Here is a 15,790-nt window from a genome sequence, read left to right as displayed (position 1 = left end):
GGTTACAGCTCATGGAAACTTTTTCGCGGCAGTCGCGGTCTGGTTACCAGCGCAACAGCTTCGGACCGAGTTTCCAGCCAGCATAGGTGCACAGGGCGATCGTGCCGCCATACCACAGTGCGAAGAAGGGCACCGAATCGTCCGCACAATGAAGGGCGTAACCGGTCGCGCTCAGGCAGCCCGCGACAAGGCCGACAAATGCGCCCGTGCGCGTGAGGTTGGTCGGCGCCATCTGGCGAACCGTCCAGACGATCACGGCAAACGGCACGATGGCGATGACCGGGATTGATATCAGGCACTCGAGCCATTCATCGCCAAACAGCTTTCCGTTCCAATGCGAACTCGGTGCGAATTGAAGGCTAACCGCGATAAGCAGCACGACGGCGATAAACGGCAGGGCGACCAGGGCGACCGACGATTTTCGTTCCGCGCCCGGACGGGCAAGTCTTGTCAGGTAGATTGAGGCCGGGGCGAGGATCGTGAGGGTAAAAGCTATTTTCAACAGTGGTGGAACAAAGGTTGCTGCCGTTGTCAGATCCGTACGAGGACCGAACACAAGGTACACCGTGCCCACTGCCGCCACGGCACCCGCCGTGACTGCCAGGTAGACGTTTCGAACGATCCGCCGATGGTCGACAGGCTCGACATTCATGCTAAGCACGGAGATCAAGTCTTCGGTCTTCATATGCGTTTCTCCCGTGAGATCGAGGCGACCAAGGCCTTCAGTCCGCGATGCACGTTGACCTTCACGGCCGATTCCGACATGCCGCACTTACTCGCCGCCTCGGCCACGCTCAAACCATCAAGTTTCACGGCCTGGATCGCCTGCCGCATCTTGTCAGGCAGCCCGCTCAACAGCCTCGTAAGATCGTTGGCACTTTCGATGCCGACATAGTCGTCGTGCGCCATAATTTCTTCGGCATCTTCAATGGGTATGTCCATCATCGATGAGCGGGTCCGGCGCAGATGATCAATGAGCTTATAGCGTGCAATGGCGTATACCCACGGCGTCAGCGCCTCAGCCGGATCGTAGGTGTGGCGCCGCGTGTGGATCGCCATCAGTGCCTCCTGCACCAGATCTTCCGCCTCCGTGGCGCTGCGCCCGATGCGCGCCAGCCTGCTCTTATAGTAAGCACGCAGGTGGGCGCTCAGCCGACTGAGTAGCGTACGATGCGCATGGGAATCGCCAGCGAGGCTCGCCCTCATCAACGCCCTAAGCTCATCCTCATTCGCTGCCATTGATATCTGTCTTATTCGTAAGTGATTGGGCTTTGGTTACAGTCATCACGAAAGGCGGCGAATGCCCATGCTGCTGCATAATGGTTCGGGGAAGCAGCTATCCCTCGCTGCGCATGGGTCTTTCGTGTCATTTCGCGAGCCGCCCGGCTTGAGCGTGGGCCTCATCATATGGAAAAATGACGCTTAGATCCGGCACCGCTAAGTGCTTGTCGGTCTGCGGGCAGGCAACACGAACGAGAAGGTCGCGGATGACGTTCAACTGCGCGAGATGCTTGTCGTCTGCCCGAACTACTATCCAAGGCGACAGTGGACTGGAGGTCCTAGCCAGCATCTGATCTCGAGCCTCGGTGTAATCGTCCCAGTGCTTAACCGCAACTTTATCGATGGGACTGGTTTTCCACTGCTTCAGCGGGTCGTGCCGCCGGTCCCTCAGGCGTCGCTTCTGCTCTTTTTTGCCGATGTCGAGGTAGTATTTTATTATTTGAATTCCTGACCCGATCAGCATGTGCTCGAACGGAAGAACGTCTTCCATGAAGCGATCATACTCTCGATTGGTGCAGAACCCCATCACTCGCTCCACGCCGGCGCGATTGTACCAGCTCCGATTGAAGAGGACTAATTCCTGCGCCGCGGGCAAGTGCGGCACGTAGCGCTGAAAGTACCAGGAGGCACCGTCCCGGTCGGACGGCTTGCCAAGCGCCACAACGCGAGTTTCTCGCGGGCTGAGGTGCTCGACGAAGCGTTTGATCGTTCCGTCCTTTCCAGCCGCATCACGCCCCTCGAATATGACCAGCACCTTGTGGCCATGCTTGATGACGTGCTTTTGAACCTTGACGAGCTCGACTTGGAGATTGCGCAGTACCTTTTCGTATCGCACGGGACTGCCAAGCTTGCGGGGTGCCTTTATGGTTTTGGTCATTGGGTTTCCAATCTCTTCCGCTTAAAGGAAACCGTCGCCTACCTGAATATTTCCGGGCATTCGCGACAACATTTGTTCCATACGATGATGTAAATCAGATGGATCGTTGCGAGACCTGCGAGAAAGCAAAAGAACGATATGTAGGCATAGGTGAGGAACAGGTAGACGACGACTGTGACTGCAATCAGCGTCAAGCCAAACAAACGCATGTGCAGATAGGTGGAGATCATAGCCGGCGTAACGAGCAGAAAAATATAGATCACATAGGTCAGCCAGCGTGGGATTAGATAATCGAGAAACATGGTATCTTCATAAGACAATGAGCGGTGGCTTATTCTGACATTCACCCAATCTGGATGGAGAAGATGTGGGACGAAGAGGATGAGGCCGAAAACAAGTCCCGCCAAGGCAAAGCCCAGCAACGGAAGTTTGCGCCAACTTGCTGGAGGTTCGAGAAAATAGATACTGAACGGTACCCAGACCGGCCAAATCAGCCAGGAGAAAAAGATAAAGCCCATGGCGGCCCACCAGATCATGGATGGATCGGAGTTATTCACTCCCATCCAGACGTGACCCTCCATGAATTGCTGAAGCCCGGCCAGAGTCGGCATTTGAGAAACCGGAAAGTACCGCTTGTTTATCTTGAATGCTTTCCAGCCTGCAAAGGCACCACCGACGATCAGAACGCCGCCGGCGGCGAAACTCACAGGTTCGCAGAAACACATACTTCACTCTCTATCTTCGGTACCGGAGTGAAATTCGCCATAGCGTCAATCGATCACAGCGGATTCACGAGTTCTCGTAGTCCCTCCCTAAATCACAGCCGCGTCACCCGCAATCGCAAGGCATTGCCAACAACACTTACCGACGACAGCGCCATGGCGGCGGCGGCAATAATCGGAGAGAGCAGGATACCGAAGTTCGGATAGAGGATGCCCGCGGCGATCGGGATGCCGGCGGCGTTGTAGATGAACGCAAAGAACAGATTCTGCCGGATGTTGCTCATGGTTGCCTGCGAGAGGCGACGAGCTCGAACGATGCCGCCCAGGTCGCCTCCGAGGAGGGTAATGCCTGCGCTTTCCATCGCGACGTCCGTGCCGGTGCCCATGGCGATTCCGACTTCCGCGGCGGCTAGGGCAGGCGCGTCGTTGACGCCGTCGCCGGCCATGGCGACGATCCGCCCCTGCTTGTGTAGTTTGGTCACGACGGCGCTCTTCTGATCCGGTAGCACTTCAGCTTCGACATCGGAAATGCCGAGGCGTTTTGCGACCGCCCTGGCGGTGGTCTGGTTGTCTCCAGTCAGCATGATGACCTTGACGCCTTCCTCCGCCAGAGCCTTCAAGGCCGCCGGCGTCGACGCCTTGACCGGATCGGCGATGGCAAACAACCCAGCCAGCTTGCCCTCGAGCGCGATGTTGATGACGGTGGCGCCCTCGCCGCGCAGACGTTCAGCTTGCTCATTTAGCGACTGGGTTTCGATACCGAGCGATGTCAAGAAGTTCGAATTGCCCAGAAGAACCGTCTTGCCATCGACCTTGCCGGTCGCGCCTTTGCCGGTCGGCGAGTCGAACTCTTCGACCTTACCCAGATCGAGTTTGCGCTCCTTGGCCGCGCGAACGATCGCGTCCGCAAGAGGGTGCTCGCTCGCGCGCTCCACGCTGGCTGCCAGCCGCAGGATGTCGTTTTCGTCGAATCCCACTGCCGGAACAATCGAGACGACCTTGGGCTTGCCTTCGGTCAGCGTCCCTGTCTTGTCCACCACGAGGGTATTGACCTTTTCCATGCGTTCGAGGGCTTCGGCATTCTTGATCAACACGCCGGCCTGCGCACCGCGTCCGACCCCGACCATGATCGACATCGGGGTGGCGAGACCAAGCGCGCAGGGACACGCGATGATCAGCACGCTCACGGCTGCGACTAGACCGAACGCCATCCGGGGTTCCGGTCCAAACCAAGCCCAGGCAGCAAAAGCGAGCAGCGCCACGACGATCACGACTGGCACGAACCAGCCGGCAACCTGATCGGCCAGCCGCTGGATCGGTGCGCGCGAGCGCTGCGCCTCCGCCACCATCTTGACGATCTGGGAAAGCAGGGTGTCGCGCCCGACCTTGTCGGCGCGCATCACGAAACTGCCGGATTGGTTAAGCGTACCCGCGATCACCTTGCCGCCTGGCTCTTTGGTAACGGGCATGGATTCGCCGGTCACCAGCGATTCATCGAGCGAGGAGCGACCCTCAAGAATGACGCCATCCACCGGCACTTTTTCGCCGGGCCGGACGCGCAATTTGTCACCGACGGCCAGGCTGTCGATCTGAACCTCATGGTCGGCGCCGTCCTCGCCAATACGCCGTGCGGTTTTGGGCGCCAGTTGGAGAAGGGCCTTGATGGCGCCGGACGTCGCCTCGCGAGCCCTAAGCTCAAGCACCTGGCCGAGGAGGACGAGAACCGTAATGACGGCGGCGGCTTCAAAATAAACCGCGACCGCTCCACCATGTCCACGGAAGGTAGCCGGGAAGCTCTCCGGCGCTACGGTTCCGACTACGCTGTAGACGTAGGCTACGCCGACACCCATCGCGATCAGGGTGAACATGTTGAGATTGCGCGTCAGCAGCGATTGCCAGCCGCGCACGAAGAACGGCCAGCCCGCCCAAATGACGACTGGTGTGGCGAACGCGAGTTGGATCCAGTTCGACAGGGTCGGTTCAACCCAAGCGTGATTCCCGACGAGGTGGCCGCCCATTTCCAGAACAACCGGCGGCAGGGAGAGCATGAGGCCGATCCAGAACCGCCGCGTCATATCTGCGAGTTCGGGATTGGGCGGCGCATCCAAACTGGCCACCTCGGGCTCCAGCGTCATACCGCAGATCGGGCAGTTTCCAGGACCGACCTGACGGATCTGCGGATGCATCGGGCATGTGTAGATCGTCCCCTCTGGCACGTCTGTTTTCATTTTGCTCTTCTCCAGATATTGCTCCGGATCGGCGACGAATTTGGTTCGGCAGCCGGCCGAGCAGAAATGGTAGGTTTTGCCGCGATAGTCGAACTTATGCTTGCTGGTTGCAGGGTCGACGGTCATCCCGCAGACGGGATCGCGCGCGGTCGCTTTACCTTCAGCGTGATGATCATGATTGGAATGATCGTGACCTCCACCGCAGCATCCGGCGTTCGCCGTTTCCGTGTGAAGTGCGGCATTGGAGGAGCAGCCGCAGCCCTTTGAACCACCTGCCGCAACTACGTTTTCCACTTTGGTCATCGAATTCTCCACCCTCTTGTAACCCATACCTAGTAGGGGTATATAGACCTCATGAGAAAAGACATCAAGGCATCCTGCCAAAAACGCCTCAACCGCATCGAGGGTCAGGTCCGCGGCCTGTCCAAAATGGTCGATGAGGACCGCTATTGCATCGATATCGTCACGCAGATCTCTGCGGTCAGGGCCGCACTCCGACGGGTCGAAGAAGAAGTGTTGAAAGACCATGTGTCGCATTGCGTCGAACACGCGATTGCAAGCGGGGACAAGGTCGATCAGCGGCAAAAAATAGCGGAACTGATGGCCGTGATTGGTCGAGCTGACAGATAAGATGAACCAAATGTTGGTAGGCAGTTTGATGCCGATCAATGCCGAGCTAAGTTGGAACACTTTTAATTATTGGTTGTAGACGACTTTCAATTGCTTATTGCAGATGACTTTCCTTCGCCGCAAGTTTGTGAGAATCTAGGTCCGTGAAACGCAACTTCGCCATACGCCGTCTGCTCGCGATCTTGATGATCGCTGGCCTTGCGTTGGCCCCGGTTTCCCGACCTGTCATGTCGGAGACGTACTCCGATGCCCCGATGCAGGCTATGACGGATGACATGTCGGCGTCGGTCATGACGGACGAGTTGGCAAGCGACATGCCGTGTTGTCCATCCAAGGCACCAGCGCCAGTCGGTTGCGACAAGTGCGTGTTCATGACGGCCTGCATGTCCAAATGCTTTTCCGGCATGGCGGCGACAGTTTTCCAGCCGTTCGTCACCGCTTCGGAAAGTGTTGCTCTGCGGCAAAACGATTCCCGACCTGATGGCCTGGGCCACCCACCTCCCGAACATCCGCCTCGAATTTTGGTCTGAACGGCGTCACGACGCCGTTTGCTGTCGCGCGACTTGATCGCGTGGATCGACGCATGCCGTTTTCCGGTAGGACCATCACATTCGAGGATTCTAACATGAAGAAGCTCAATATCTCGCGCGCCCTGCGGGCTGCGCTCGTTGCCGTTGCCGTGACCAGTTCGGCCGGGGTAGCCCGCGCCGAAATCAAGGATTACGAATTCAAGCTGCTCGAGCCGACCGTCGCCGTCGGCAAGGATAAGATCGTCACAGTCCAGCTCATCAACAAGACGACCGGCAAGCCGGTGCCTGACGCTGTCATCTTCGCTACCCGTCTCGACATGGCACCAGAGGGCATGCCGGAGATGGCCACCAAGATCGCGCGTGAGCCGGGCGGCGAGCTAGGCAGCTATCGCTTCAAGGCGGCCTTCGGAATGGAAGGAAAGTGGCTGCTATCGCTCGGTGCGAAGGTGCAGGGCGAGACCGGTACAGTCGAAAGCAAACTCGTCATCTCGGCGCAGAAATGAACCGCGCCATTCTCGTGGGCGTCACCGCCGCCGCTGTGACAGCGGCGGCGGGCGGCGGATACATCGGTGTCCGCAGGCACCTTCATTCGACGGCCGTATCGAACGTGGCGCTGGTATCGCCGGCGGCCGCGCAGGCCAGCGATGAACCCATCTATTATCAGGATCCGGATGGGCGTCCGCTCTACTCGCTGAAGCCTCAAAAGACGCCGCACGGCCGCGACTACCGGGCCGTGCCGGCCGGCGCGGACCTCAGCTTCGATGGCGAACCTGCTACCGTGCCCGCAACGGCCGTAGCAACGGACCGCAAGATCAAGTTCTACCGCAATCCGATGGGGCTGGCGGACACCTCGCCAATTCCAAAGAAGGATTCGATGGGGATGAACTACATCCCAGTGTACGAAGGCGAAGATATCGATGACGGATCGGTGAAGCTGTCGCCCGGAAAGATCCAGCGAACCGGCGTGAAATCCGAGCCGGCAATGCCCCGCGTGGTCCAGACGATGATCCGGGCACCCGGCACGATCCAGCTCGACGAGCGGCGCATTTCGGTCATCTCGATGCGATCGGAAAGCTGGGTGCAGAAGGTCTCGAACGTTACCACCGGTACGAGGGTCAGCAAAGGTCAGCCGCTGATGGAAATTTACAGTCCGTCTGTGGCATCGGCGGCCGCGGAATACATCGCCACCATCACGTCGAAAGGGACGAGCGGCGTGGCCTTGTATGGACGAGGTTCGCGGCAGCGGCTGATGAATCTCGATGTTCCTGACGCAGCGATTGCCGCGATGGAAAAGAGTGGTGCGGTTCCGATTGCTGTCGACTGGTCGGCGCCGCGCGACGGCATCGTGCTCGAACGCAATGCCGTTGAGGGCATGCGCGCGCAGCCCGGCGACGTGCTGTTCCGCGTTGCGGATACCTCCGTGGTGTGGGCGATGATCGATGTCGCGGAGCGCGATCTTGGTGCGCTTGCGGTAGGCCAGCTAGTGACGGTGCGGGCACGCAGCTTTCCGGGACGGGAGTTTGCCGGATCGATCAGCGTCATCTATCCGCAGGTCAATCGCGAGACGCGAACCGCCCGGGTGCGGATCGAACTCGCGAATCCCGATCTCGCGCTGCTTCCCGACATGTATGTCGATGCGCAAATCGATATCGGCAGCCGGGAGCCTGTGCTCGCCGTTCCTGAGAGTGCCGTTCTCGATACCGGCAGCCGGCAGGCGGTCTTCGTCGAAAAAGGAGAAGGACGCTTCGAGCCACGCGACGTGAAGCTTGGCCATCGGGGTGGCGGCTACGTTGAAGTGCGCGATGGCCTCGCCGAAGGAGAGCCGGTCGTCGTCTCAGCCAACTTCCTGATCGACGCCGAAAGCAACCTGAAAGCAGCTCTCAAAGGCTTCTCGGGCGCGGGAGCACAACAATGATCGCCCGCCTCATCGCCTGGTCGGCGCGCAACCTGTTGCTGGTCTTCTTCGGCGCCGGGTTTGCGGCCGCTGCCGGGATCTATGCGCTCGCTCATCTTCCGCTCGACGCCATCCCAGACCTCTCCGACACCCAGGTCATCGTCTATACGGAATATCCGGGTCAGGCGCCGCAAGTCATCGAGGATCAAGTCACCTATCCCCTGACGACCGCAATGCTCACGGTGCCGCGCTCCAAGGTCGTGCGCGGCTTCTCGTTCTTCGGTGTGTCATTCGTCTACGTTATCTTCGAGGACGGCACCGACATCTATTGGGCGCGCTCCCGCGTCCTCGAATTCCTCAACAGCGCGACATCGCGGTTGCCGGCCGGCGTGACGCCGACGATCGGGCCGGACGCCACCGGCGTCGGGTGGGTCTACCAATACGCGGTGATGTCGAAGGAATTGAACCTCTCGGACACACGCACTATCCAGGACTGGAATTTGAAATTTGCGCTGGCCAAGGCCGAAGGCGTAGCCGAGATTGCGAGCGTCGGCGGCTTCGTCAAGCAGTACAACGTCATCCTGGATCCGCAGCGGATGCGCGATCTTGGCATCACCATGCAGAAGATGCGCGATGCCATCCGCGCCAGCAACGCCGACGTCGGCGGCCGCACCGTCGAACTCTCGGAATTCGAATATGTCATCCGCGGCAAGGGCTACCTGAAGGGCATCAATGATCTCGGCAACATCGTGCTCAAGACCAATAATGGCACGCCGGTTCTGCTGCGCGACGTTGCCCGGGTCGAGATAGGCCCCGACGAGCGGCGCGGCATCACAGAACTGAACGGGGAGGGCGAAGTCGCCAGCGGCATCGTCCTGCAGCGTTTCGGCGTCAACGCGCTCGACGTCATCGAGAACGTCAAAAAGCGCTTCAAGGAGATCGCCAGCAGCCTGCCGAAATCCGTCGAGATCGTCCCGGTATACGACCGCTCGAACCTCATCAACGCGGCCATCGGCACGCTCAAGCATACCCTTCTTGAAGAAAGCATCATCGTCGGGCTGGTCTGTATCGTCTTTCTGCTGCATTTTCGCAGCGCGCTGGTGGCGATCATCATGCTGCCGGTCGGCATCTTGATGGCGTTCGGAACCATGAAGTTGTTGGGATTGGGCGCCAACATCATGAGCCTCGGCGGCATTGCGATTGCCATCGGCGCCATGATCGACGCCGCCATTGTCATGATCGAGAACGCGCACAAGCATCTGGAGCGAGCCGAACCGGGACGTTCGCGGATCGAAATCCTGATCGAAGCGGCTGCCGAAGTCGGTCCGGCGCTGTTTTTCAGCCTGCTCGTTATCACCGTCTCCTTCATGCCGATCTTCACGCTGGAATCGCAGGAAGGGCGGCTGTTCAGTCCGCTCGCGTTTACGAAGACCTTTTCGATGGCGGCGGCAGCGCTATTGTCGATCACTCTGGTGCCGGCGCTGATGATCGTCTTCGTTCGCGGCCGGATCATTCCAGAGCACAGGAACCCGATCAACCGCTTCCTGATCTGGATTTACCGCCCCGTGATCAAGGCGGTGATGCGCGCGAAATTGCCGGTGATCGCGGTGTCGCTCACCGTGCTCGCGGTGACGATCTGGCCCGCGCGGCAACTCGGCACCGAGTTCATGCCGAACCTCAACGAGGGCACGCTGCTTTATATGCCGACGACACTGCCAGGCATTTCCGTCACCAAAGCGGGCGAACTGCTTCAAATGCAGGACAGAATCATCCGCTCGTTTCCGGAAGTGGCGTCTGTCTACGGCAAAGCCGGCCGCGCGGAGACGGCGACCGATCCGGCGCCGTCGGAAATGTTCGAGACCATTGTGAATCTGAAACCGAAGGAGGAGTGGCGATCCGGCGTCACGGTCGACAGCCTGATCGCGGAGATGGACAAGGCGCTGCAATTCCCTGGCGTCTCGAACGCCTGGACCATGCCGATCAAGGCGCGCATCGACATGCTCTCGACCGGCATCCGCACACCCATCGGAGTGAAGGTGATCGGGACCGATCTGGTCGAGATCGACAAGCTCGCCAAGCAGATCGAACAGGTGCTGAAGGCCGTGCCGGGAACGTCGTCGGCCTACGCTGAGCGCGGCATTGGCGGCTACTATCTCGACGTAACGCCCGATCGCGCGACGCTGGCGCGCTATGGCATCATGGTCCAGGACCTGCAGGACGTCATTGCGGCCGCGCTCGGTGGTCAGACCGTGACGACGACGGTGGAGGGCCGGCAGCGCTTTAGCGTCAACATGCGCTATCCGCGCGATCTGCGCGACAATCCGCAGGCCATCGCCAACGATGTGCTGGTGCCGATGCCGGGAGGCGGCGCGGTGCCGCTCGGCGAGGTCGCCACCGTCGAACCGGCGCGGGGGCCGACGTCGATCCGCACCGAGAACGGGCAGTTGGCGACCTACATCTATGTCGATATCCGCGACCGCGATCTTGGCGGTTACGTCGCCGACGCGCAGCAGGCGGTGCAGGCGAGTATTCAGTTTCCGCCGGGTTACTATGTGGTCTGGAGCGGACAGTATGAATATCTCGAGCGCGCGACGGCGCGTCTCAAGATCGTCGTGCCCGTGACGTTGGCGATCATCTTTCTGCTTCTCTATCTCAATTTCCGCTCTATCACCGAAACCATGATTGTCATGCTGTCGCTGCCGTTCGCGCTCGTCGGCGGGCTCTGGCTGATGTGGGCGCTCGGCTTCAATCTGTCGGTCGCGGTTGCGGTTGGCTTTATCGCACTTGCCGGTGTTGCCGCTGAAACCGGCGTGGTGATGCTGATCTACCTCAATCAGGCGTTGGCGGAGATCAAGACAGAACGCGAGAGCGAGGGGCGGGTGCTGACACGCGGCGATCTTTACGACGCTGTCATGGAGGGCGCGGTCGAACGTGTGCGCCCCAAAATGATGACCGTCGTCGCCATCATGGCCGGCCTGCTGCCGATCATGTGGAGCACCGGTAGTGGCTCGGAGATCATGCAACGTATCGCGGTGCCGATGATTGGCGGAATGATCTCATCCACGCTGCTGACGCTGATCGTGATCCCGGCGATCTTTGCGCTGGTCAAGGGGATCGGGTTGCCGTTGAGCGATCCCGGTGCCCGTCAACCATCGATCTGCAATGTTGGAGCAGCGAAACCGGCGCGTGTTCCGGAGCTAGTCGAATGAGGAGAACCTGCTTCAGGACACAGCACCCTAGCGGTCGTTCTCGAACCAAAGCAACGATTGGTGATGTTGTTGCCTGGAGTCGGATATCATGCCGCGCAACCGTGGTTGATCCTGATCAACACTCTATACGCACAAACATCTATTTGAAAATATGAGTTACCGCATGAATTGTGAGGGACAGAAAATGATGTATGGGTGGTCGGATACGATGGAGTTTTCGGGACCAATCCACTGGCTCTTTTTTCTAGCGCTGGCAGCGTTGGTGCTTTATCCAATTGGTCGCATCCTCACCAGGATCGGCTTTTCCCCACTCTGGTCGATATTGGCGTTCGTGCCTATCCTCAATCTGTTAGCGCTTTGGATTTTGGCATGTAGCGATTGGCCAGAGCAACAAAATCGCACCTAAGCACCTAAACAGGGGAATCATCGCGATGCTCAAAGAGGCACGAAGCTATGGCGCTACAGCCAAAATCCTGCATTGGCTCACGGTAGCGCTGTTGATCGTGCAATATTTGATTGGCTGGCTGATGCCGGATGTCCACGGCGGACCGCCCGGAACGGCAATGGTGCTCCACATCTCGTTCGGCATTTTGATATTGGCGCTGATCGCATTCCGCCTTGTGTGGCGCCTGACGCATCCGGTCGCGCAAGACGCTTCCTTGCCGGCATGGCAGCGCAATTTCTCCGAACTGGTTCACTGGCTGCTCTATGCGCTCGTTCTTGCAACGACGCTGAGCGGATGGCTCTTCGCTTCAGCGCGCGGATGGACGGTATCGCTGTTCTTCGCCATCCCCTTGCCGATGCTGACCTCACAAAGCCCGGCACTCATCCAAAGGATCGATGGACTACATCAGATCATGGAATGGACGCTGCTCGTCGTGATCGGTGTTCATGTGGGGGCGGCACTCATGCACCTGCTGGTTTACAGGGACCGCGTGTTGCAGCGGATGCTGCCCGGCGGAACGTCATAGCGGCGCGAAGATGTCAGACGGCGGTGCCGAACATGGCACCGATGCCGGCGGTCACGGCCATCGCCAGAGCCCCCCAGAATGTCACCCGGATCGTCGGCGTGAGGATGCCGGCGCCGCCGGCCTTTGCGCCTATCATGCCGAGCAGGGTGAGGAATAACAGCGAACCTATTGAAACCACCGGAAGCAGCCAGTGTGCTGGAGAGACGAGCACAAGTGCCAGCGGCGCGGTCGCCCCGACGGAAAAGCTCGCCGCCGATGCCAATGCCGCCTGCACCGGGCGAGCGGTGGTAATCTCCGAGATGCCAAGCTCATCCCGGGCGTGCGCTCCCAAGGCGTCCTTGGCCATGAGTTGCCCGGCGATCTGGCGGGCAAGGCCGGGCTCGACGCCCCGGGACACATAGATCTGGGCGAGTTCCCTTCTTTCAAACTCTGAGTCATTCGCGAGTTCTTGTTTTTCGCGGCTGAGATCAGCATGCTCGGTATCGGACTGCGAACTGACCGATACATATTCTCCCGCTGCCATGGACATCGCGCCGGCAACCAAGCCAGCTACCCCTGTCAGCAATAGATTGTTTGCGGGGCTGCTGCAGAGGCTACTCCCAAAATCAGGCTCGCCGTCGAGATGATCCCGTCGTTTGCGCCGAGTACGGCGGCCCGAAGCCACCCAATTCGGCCGACAAGATGCTTCTCATGATGCATGCGACTCATGGATCAACTCCGGTATGGAGGATGGCTATGCAGGATGGCAGTAAGTTCAACCAGTCAATGCTTTGACGACAATGACATCGCCGAACTTTGGACTTAATCTATCACATCGTGATGAAACAGAGTGTATGAAATCGTTATGATATGCCTTTGGCGAATAAATCCCAAAGCGTGGGATCGATGAAGGCTCGCGCAGTGAGATGTAATTGGAGCACCTGGTTATGGTAGATGCGCCTCCCGTTGCCTCGAAATCGCGCGTCGCGTTGCCGCGCAGCATATGGGCGCTCGGCTTCGTCAGCATGTTCATGGATATCTCGTCGGAGATGATCCACGCATTGCTGCCGATCTACCTTGTCACTGTGCTCGGTGCATCGACACTGATCGTCGGATTCATCGAAGGCATAGCGGAGGCGACCGCGAACATCACCAAGATATTTTCCGGCGTGCTGTCTGACTGGCTTGGCAAGCGCAAGTTTTTGACCGCCCTTGGCTATGGTCTGGCGGCATTCACCAAGCCGGTCTTCCCGCTGGCCGCGTCAATCGGTTGGGTTGTCGCGGCGCGCTTCATCGATCGCATTGGCAAGGGCATCCGCGACGCGCCCCGGGATGCGCTCATTGCCGATATCGCACCGGCGGATCAGCGCGGTGCGAGTTTCGGTCTGCGGCAAGCGCTCGATACCGTCGGGGCCTTTGTCGGTCCGCTCGCTGCGATCGTTCTGATGTCGCTCAGTTCCGACAATTTCCGCCTCGTGTTCTGGGTCGCGGTCGTTCCGGCTTTTGTTGCGCTGGCGGTGATGATCTTCGGGGTCAGGGAACCAGCCCGGCATGAAGCCGAGGTCAGGCCGCGGCTACGTCTTTCGGATGCGAAACGCCTGTCCGGTGCGTTCTGGACCGTGGTCGGCATCGCCACGATCCTGACTCTTGCCCGGTTCTCCGAGGCGTTTCTGATCCTGCGTTCGCAGAACGTCGGGCTGCCCGCCGCGCTCGCACCGGCGATCATGGTGGTGATGAACATCGTCTACGCGATAACGGCCTATCCAGCCGGTGTGTTGTCCGACCGGATCGGCCGAACCGGACTGCTCGCGCTCGGCATCGTCTGCCTGATCGTTGCGGATATCGTCCTTGCGCTCGGCACGACCGTTACGTTGGTCATGGTCGGCGTGGTGTTCTGGGGTCTTCACATGGCGCTCACGCAGGGATTGTTCGCCAGCCTCGTCGCCGATACCGCGCCGGATGACCTGCGAGGGACGGCGTTTGGCGTGTTCAATTTCGCCGGAGGCATTGCCATGCTGGTCGCGAGCGTTCTCGCCGGCGGGCTATGGGAGGCTTACGGTCCAGCGGCCACTTTTCTGGCGGGCGCCGGGTTTAGCACGATCGCATTGATTGGTTTTGTGTTTGCGCTGAGGTTTCGACTCGGTCGTTGAGGTGCGCCACGCCCGGCTATCATCAAGAAACATCATAGCGTTCGATCTTGCCAGCGCCAGATAGGACATCAAGGAACACCAAAGGCCAGGCAACCGTGGGGCAATGGTCAGTTTGAGCGGAGCCTGAGCCCATTAAAGATGCTCGCATCAAGCGCTTCTATTGCGAGTGCACCAACAAGTCCGCGGTCATTTTGTCGACTTCGATCTATGCATGGCGTGAAACACGCACGGGCCACTTTTGAATTTGGTGCATCTGGTTCAGCCGCCGTTGCAGATTGCGGTGCTAGGCAGACAATATCCGCCGCAAGTCGTAATTTACCAATCGCTTCCGTTACCTACCGTCGAGTACCCGACAAACCGCGTTATGGTATTTGTGCGATGCGAACATGAGGTCCGAACGTCAGCTTCGTCCAAACCATGCCATCGCATGGGCAATCGAACGGATCCGGTTGCGAAATGGCGGCGAAGAGTGAGGAGCAGCAAGCAAGGGCGGTGGTGTTTCGCGAGCTCGATCTGAAGGTTCGGCAGCGGACCCAGGTGATCAACGCTCTGCGCATTCACCTGGCCGAATATGGGTTGGTGGTGGCAAAGGGACCATCCCATGTCGCGATGCTTGTCGAGCTCGTACAAGCCCCTGAAACCCGTCTGCCACTGCGCGGCTGGCGCTTGATCGGCTGATAGCGATCCTAAGGATGGTGAGTGAGCAGATCAAACAGCTCGATTGAGAGATTGCCCGGCGCGCACGGGAGGAAAACGATACCCGCCGACTGATGACAATAGCTGGCGTAGGGCCGATCACGGCGACCGCCCTGATCGCGCTTGCTCCTGACGCTTCGGGCCTCAGGCGCGGCCAGGACTTCGCCGCGTGGCTGGGGTTGACGCCGCTGCAACGCTCCACGGGCGGAGAGCAGAAGCTGGGAGCGACGTCTAAGATGGGTAAACGAACGTTGCAATGTTTGCTCATCATCGGAGCCAGCGTGGTAGTGAAGGAAGCCCGCCGTCATGGCGCGTCGCAGGGCTCGTGGCTTGTGCGCATGCTTGCCCGCAAGCCGCGTATGCTTGTGACGGTCGCTCTTGCGAACAAGATGGCTCGCATCGTATGGACCTGATGGCCAAAGGTGGGATCTACACACCGTTTCCGCGTCGCACCCGGACAACATGCTGGCGATACGCTGCGCACGCTCCGCGCGAGTCCGCCGAAATGATAGATCTGATGATTGGGGTATGGCTACGCTAGCTTAGCGTGGCGCGAGAGAATGCGAAGTACAATCCTTGCCATTTGCGTGATTGCGAGTCCTTTGACCGATTCGGAACAGCGG

The 15,790-nt window shown here is 59.3% G+C and carries 14 protein-coding genes and 1 pseudogene; 9 read left to right on the top strand and 6 right to left on the bottom strand.

Features of this window, described 5'->3' with window-relative positions; genetic code table 11:
- Positions 1-43: 43 nt before the first annotated feature.
- From AC1Q67_RS23195 to AC1Q67_RS23175, 5 genes are all read right to left on the bottom strand, one after another.
- Complete coding sequence (locus AC1Q67_RS23195) at positions 44-685, bottom strand: NrsF family protein (protein WP_492237550.1); 642 nt, start codon at positions 683-685, stop codon at positions 44-46.
- Positions 682-1,239 carry a sigma-70 family RNA polymerase sigma factor gene (locus AC1Q67_RS23190; RefSeq protein ID WP_492237549.1) on the bottom strand — a complete coding sequence of 186 codons (558 nt, stop codon included), beginning with the start codon at positions 1,237-1,239 and terminating at the stop codon, positions 682-684. Before AC1Q67_RS23190 ends, AC1Q67_RS23195 begins: the two co-directional genes overlap by 4 nt.
- Positions 1,240-1,366: 127 nt before the next feature.
- Positions 1,367-2,158: a polyphosphate kinase 2 gene (gene ppk2, locus AC1Q67_RS23185; RefSeq protein WP_492237548.1), complete on the bottom strand. Its 792-nt coding sequence runs from the start codon at positions 2,156-2,158 to the stop codon at positions 1,367-1,369.
- A gap of 38 nt (positions 2,159-2,196) precedes the next feature.
- Entirely contained in the window at positions 2,197-2,883 is a 687-nt protein-coding gene (locus AC1Q67_RS23180) for a DUF6629 family protein (protein WP_492237547.1), read from the bottom strand.
- Between the two features lie 92 nt (positions 2,884-2,975).
- The gene (locus AC1Q67_RS23175) at positions 2,976-5,411 is read right to left on the bottom strand and encodes a heavy metal translocating P-type ATPase (protein ID WP_492237546.1); all 2,436 of its coding nucleotides are present in this window, start codon (positions 5,409-5,411) and stop codon (positions 2,976-2,978) included.
- A 51-nt stretch (positions 5,412-5,462) separates the two neighbouring features.
- Here AC1Q67_RS23175 and AC1Q67_RS23170 point away from each other — a divergent pair, with 51 nt between their 5' ends.
- The 6 genes from AC1Q67_RS23170 to AC1Q67_RS23145 all read left to right on the top strand — a co-directional run bounded on the left by AC1Q67_RS23170 (position 5,463) and on the right by AC1Q67_RS23145 (position 12,342).
- A complete protein-coding gene (locus AC1Q67_RS23170) occupies positions 5,463-5,738 on the top strand; it encodes a metal-sensitive transcriptional regulator (protein WP_492237545.1) in 276 nt (91 codons plus the stop codon).
- 143 nt (positions 5,739-5,881) lie between these two features.
- Positions 5,882-6,268, top strand: a complete 387-nt coding sequence (locus tag AC1Q67_RS23165; protein WP_492237544.1) for a hypothetical protein — start codon at positions 5,882-5,884, stop codon at positions 6,266-6,268.
- Positions 6,269-6,363: 95 nt separating this feature from the next.
- Entirely contained in the window at positions 6,364-6,771 is a 408-nt protein-coding gene (locus AC1Q67_RS23160; RefSeq protein WP_492237543.1) for a FixH family protein, read from the top strand.
- The gene (locus AC1Q67_RS23155) at positions 6,768-8,183 is read left to right on the top strand and encodes an efflux RND transporter periplasmic adaptor subunit (protein WP_492237542.1); all 1,416 of its coding nucleotides are present in this window, start codon (positions 6,768-6,770) and stop codon (positions 8,181-8,183) included. The genes AC1Q67_RS23160 and AC1Q67_RS23155 overlap by 4 nt, the downstream gene beginning before the upstream one ends.
- A complete protein-coding gene (locus tag AC1Q67_RS23150) occupies positions 8,180-11,371 on the top strand; it encodes an efflux RND transporter permease subunit (RefSeq protein WP_492237541.1) in 3,192 nt (1,063 codons plus the stop codon). Before AC1Q67_RS23155 ends, AC1Q67_RS23150 begins: the two co-directional genes overlap by 4 nt.
- Positions 11,372-11,802: 431 nt before the next feature.
- Entirely contained in the window at positions 11,803-12,342 is a 540-nt protein-coding gene (locus AC1Q67_RS23145; RefSeq protein ID WP_492237540.1) for a cytochrome b, read from the top strand.
- Positions 12,343-12,355: 13 nt separating this feature from the next.
- On the opposite strand, the pseudogene AC1Q67_RS23140 reads toward AC1Q67_RS23145, so the two are convergent.
- Positions 12,356-13,050 (bottom strand): annotated as a pseudogene (locus tag AC1Q67_RS23140) (VIT1/CCC1 transporter family protein).
- Between the two features lie 218 nt (positions 13,051-13,268).
- Here AC1Q67_RS23140 and AC1Q67_RS23135 point away from each other — a divergent pair.
- From AC1Q67_RS23135 to AC1Q67_RS23125, 3 genes are all read left to right on the top strand, one after another.
- The gene (locus tag AC1Q67_RS23135) at positions 13,269-14,471 is read left to right on the top strand and encodes an MFS transporter (protein ID WP_492237539.1); all 1,203 of its coding nucleotides are present in this window, start codon (positions 13,269-13,271) and stop codon (positions 14,469-14,471) included.
- A gap of 456 nt (positions 14,472-14,927) precedes the next feature.
- Positions 14,928-15,149 carry a hypothetical protein gene (locus AC1Q67_RS23130; protein ID WP_492237538.1) on the top strand — a complete coding sequence of 74 codons (222 nt, stop codon included), beginning with the start codon at positions 14,928-14,930 and terminating at the stop codon, positions 15,147-15,149.
- A 92-nt stretch (positions 15,150-15,241) separates the two neighbouring features.
- On the top strand, positions 15,242-15,580 hold the full coding sequence (locus AC1Q67_RS23125) for a transposase (RefSeq protein WP_492237537.1): 339 nt from the start codon (positions 15,242-15,244) through the stop codon (positions 15,578-15,580).
- The last annotated feature ends 210 nt before the right edge of the window (positions 15,581-15,790 follow it).

It is taken from the genome of Afipia sp. GW823-FHT06G09 (assembly GCF_058794875.1).
This window is presented reverse-complemented; position numbering and strand designations above follow the sequence as displayed.

Bases quoted from the DNA above. Each gene is read 5' to 3' on its own strand.
- AC1Q67_RS23170 (WP_492237545.1), top strand. From the start codon at position 5,463: ATGAGAAAAGACATCAAGGCATCCTGCCAAAAACGCCTCAACCGCATC.
- ppk2 (WP_492237548.1), bottom strand. From the start codon at position 2,158: ATGACCAAAACCATAAAGGCACCCCGCAAGCTTGGCAGTCCCGTGCGA.
- AC1Q67_RS23130 (WP_492237538.1), top strand. From the start codon at position 14,928: ATGGCGGCGAAGAGTGAGGAGCAGCAAGCAAGGGCGGTGGTGTTTCGC.
- AC1Q67_RS23160 (WP_492237543.1), top strand. From the start codon at position 6,364: ATGAAGAAGCTCAATATCTCGCGCGCCCTGCGGGCTGCGCTCGTTGCC.
- AC1Q67_RS23155 (WP_492237542.1), top strand. From the start codon at position 6,768: ATGAACCGCGCCATTCTCGTGGGCGTCACCGCCGCCGCTGTGACAGCG.
- AC1Q67_RS23150 (WP_492237541.1), top strand. From the start codon at position 8,180: ATGATCGCCCGCCTCATCGCCTGGTCGGCGCGCAACCTGTTGCTGGTC.
- AC1Q67_RS23190 (WP_492237549.1), bottom strand. From the start codon at position 1,239: ATGGCAGCGAATGAGGATGAGCTTAGGGCGTTGATGAGGGCGAGCCTC.
- AC1Q67_RS23125 (WP_492237537.1), top strand. From the start codon at position 15,242: ATGACAATAGCTGGCGTAGGGCCGATCACGGCGACCGCCCTGATCGCG.
- AC1Q67_RS23195 (WP_492237550.1), bottom strand. From the start codon at position 685: ATGAAGACCGAAGACTTGATCTCCGTGCTTAGCATGAATGTCGAGCCT.
- AC1Q67_RS23135 (WP_492237539.1), top strand. From the start codon at position 13,269: ATGGTAGATGCGCCTCCCGTTGCCTCGAAATCGCGCGTCGCGTTGCCG.
- AC1Q67_RS23175 (WP_492237546.1), bottom strand. From the start codon at position 5,411: ATGACCAAAGTGGAAAACGTAGTTGCGGCAGGTGGTTCAAAGGGCTGC.
- AC1Q67_RS23145 (WP_492237540.1), top strand. From the start codon at position 11,803: ATGCTCAAAGAGGCACGAAGCTATGGCGCTACAGCCAAAATCCTGCAT.
- AC1Q67_RS23180 (WP_492237547.1), bottom strand. From the start codon at position 2,883: ATGTGTTTCTGCGAACCTGTGAGTTTCGCCGCCGGCGGCGTTCTGATC.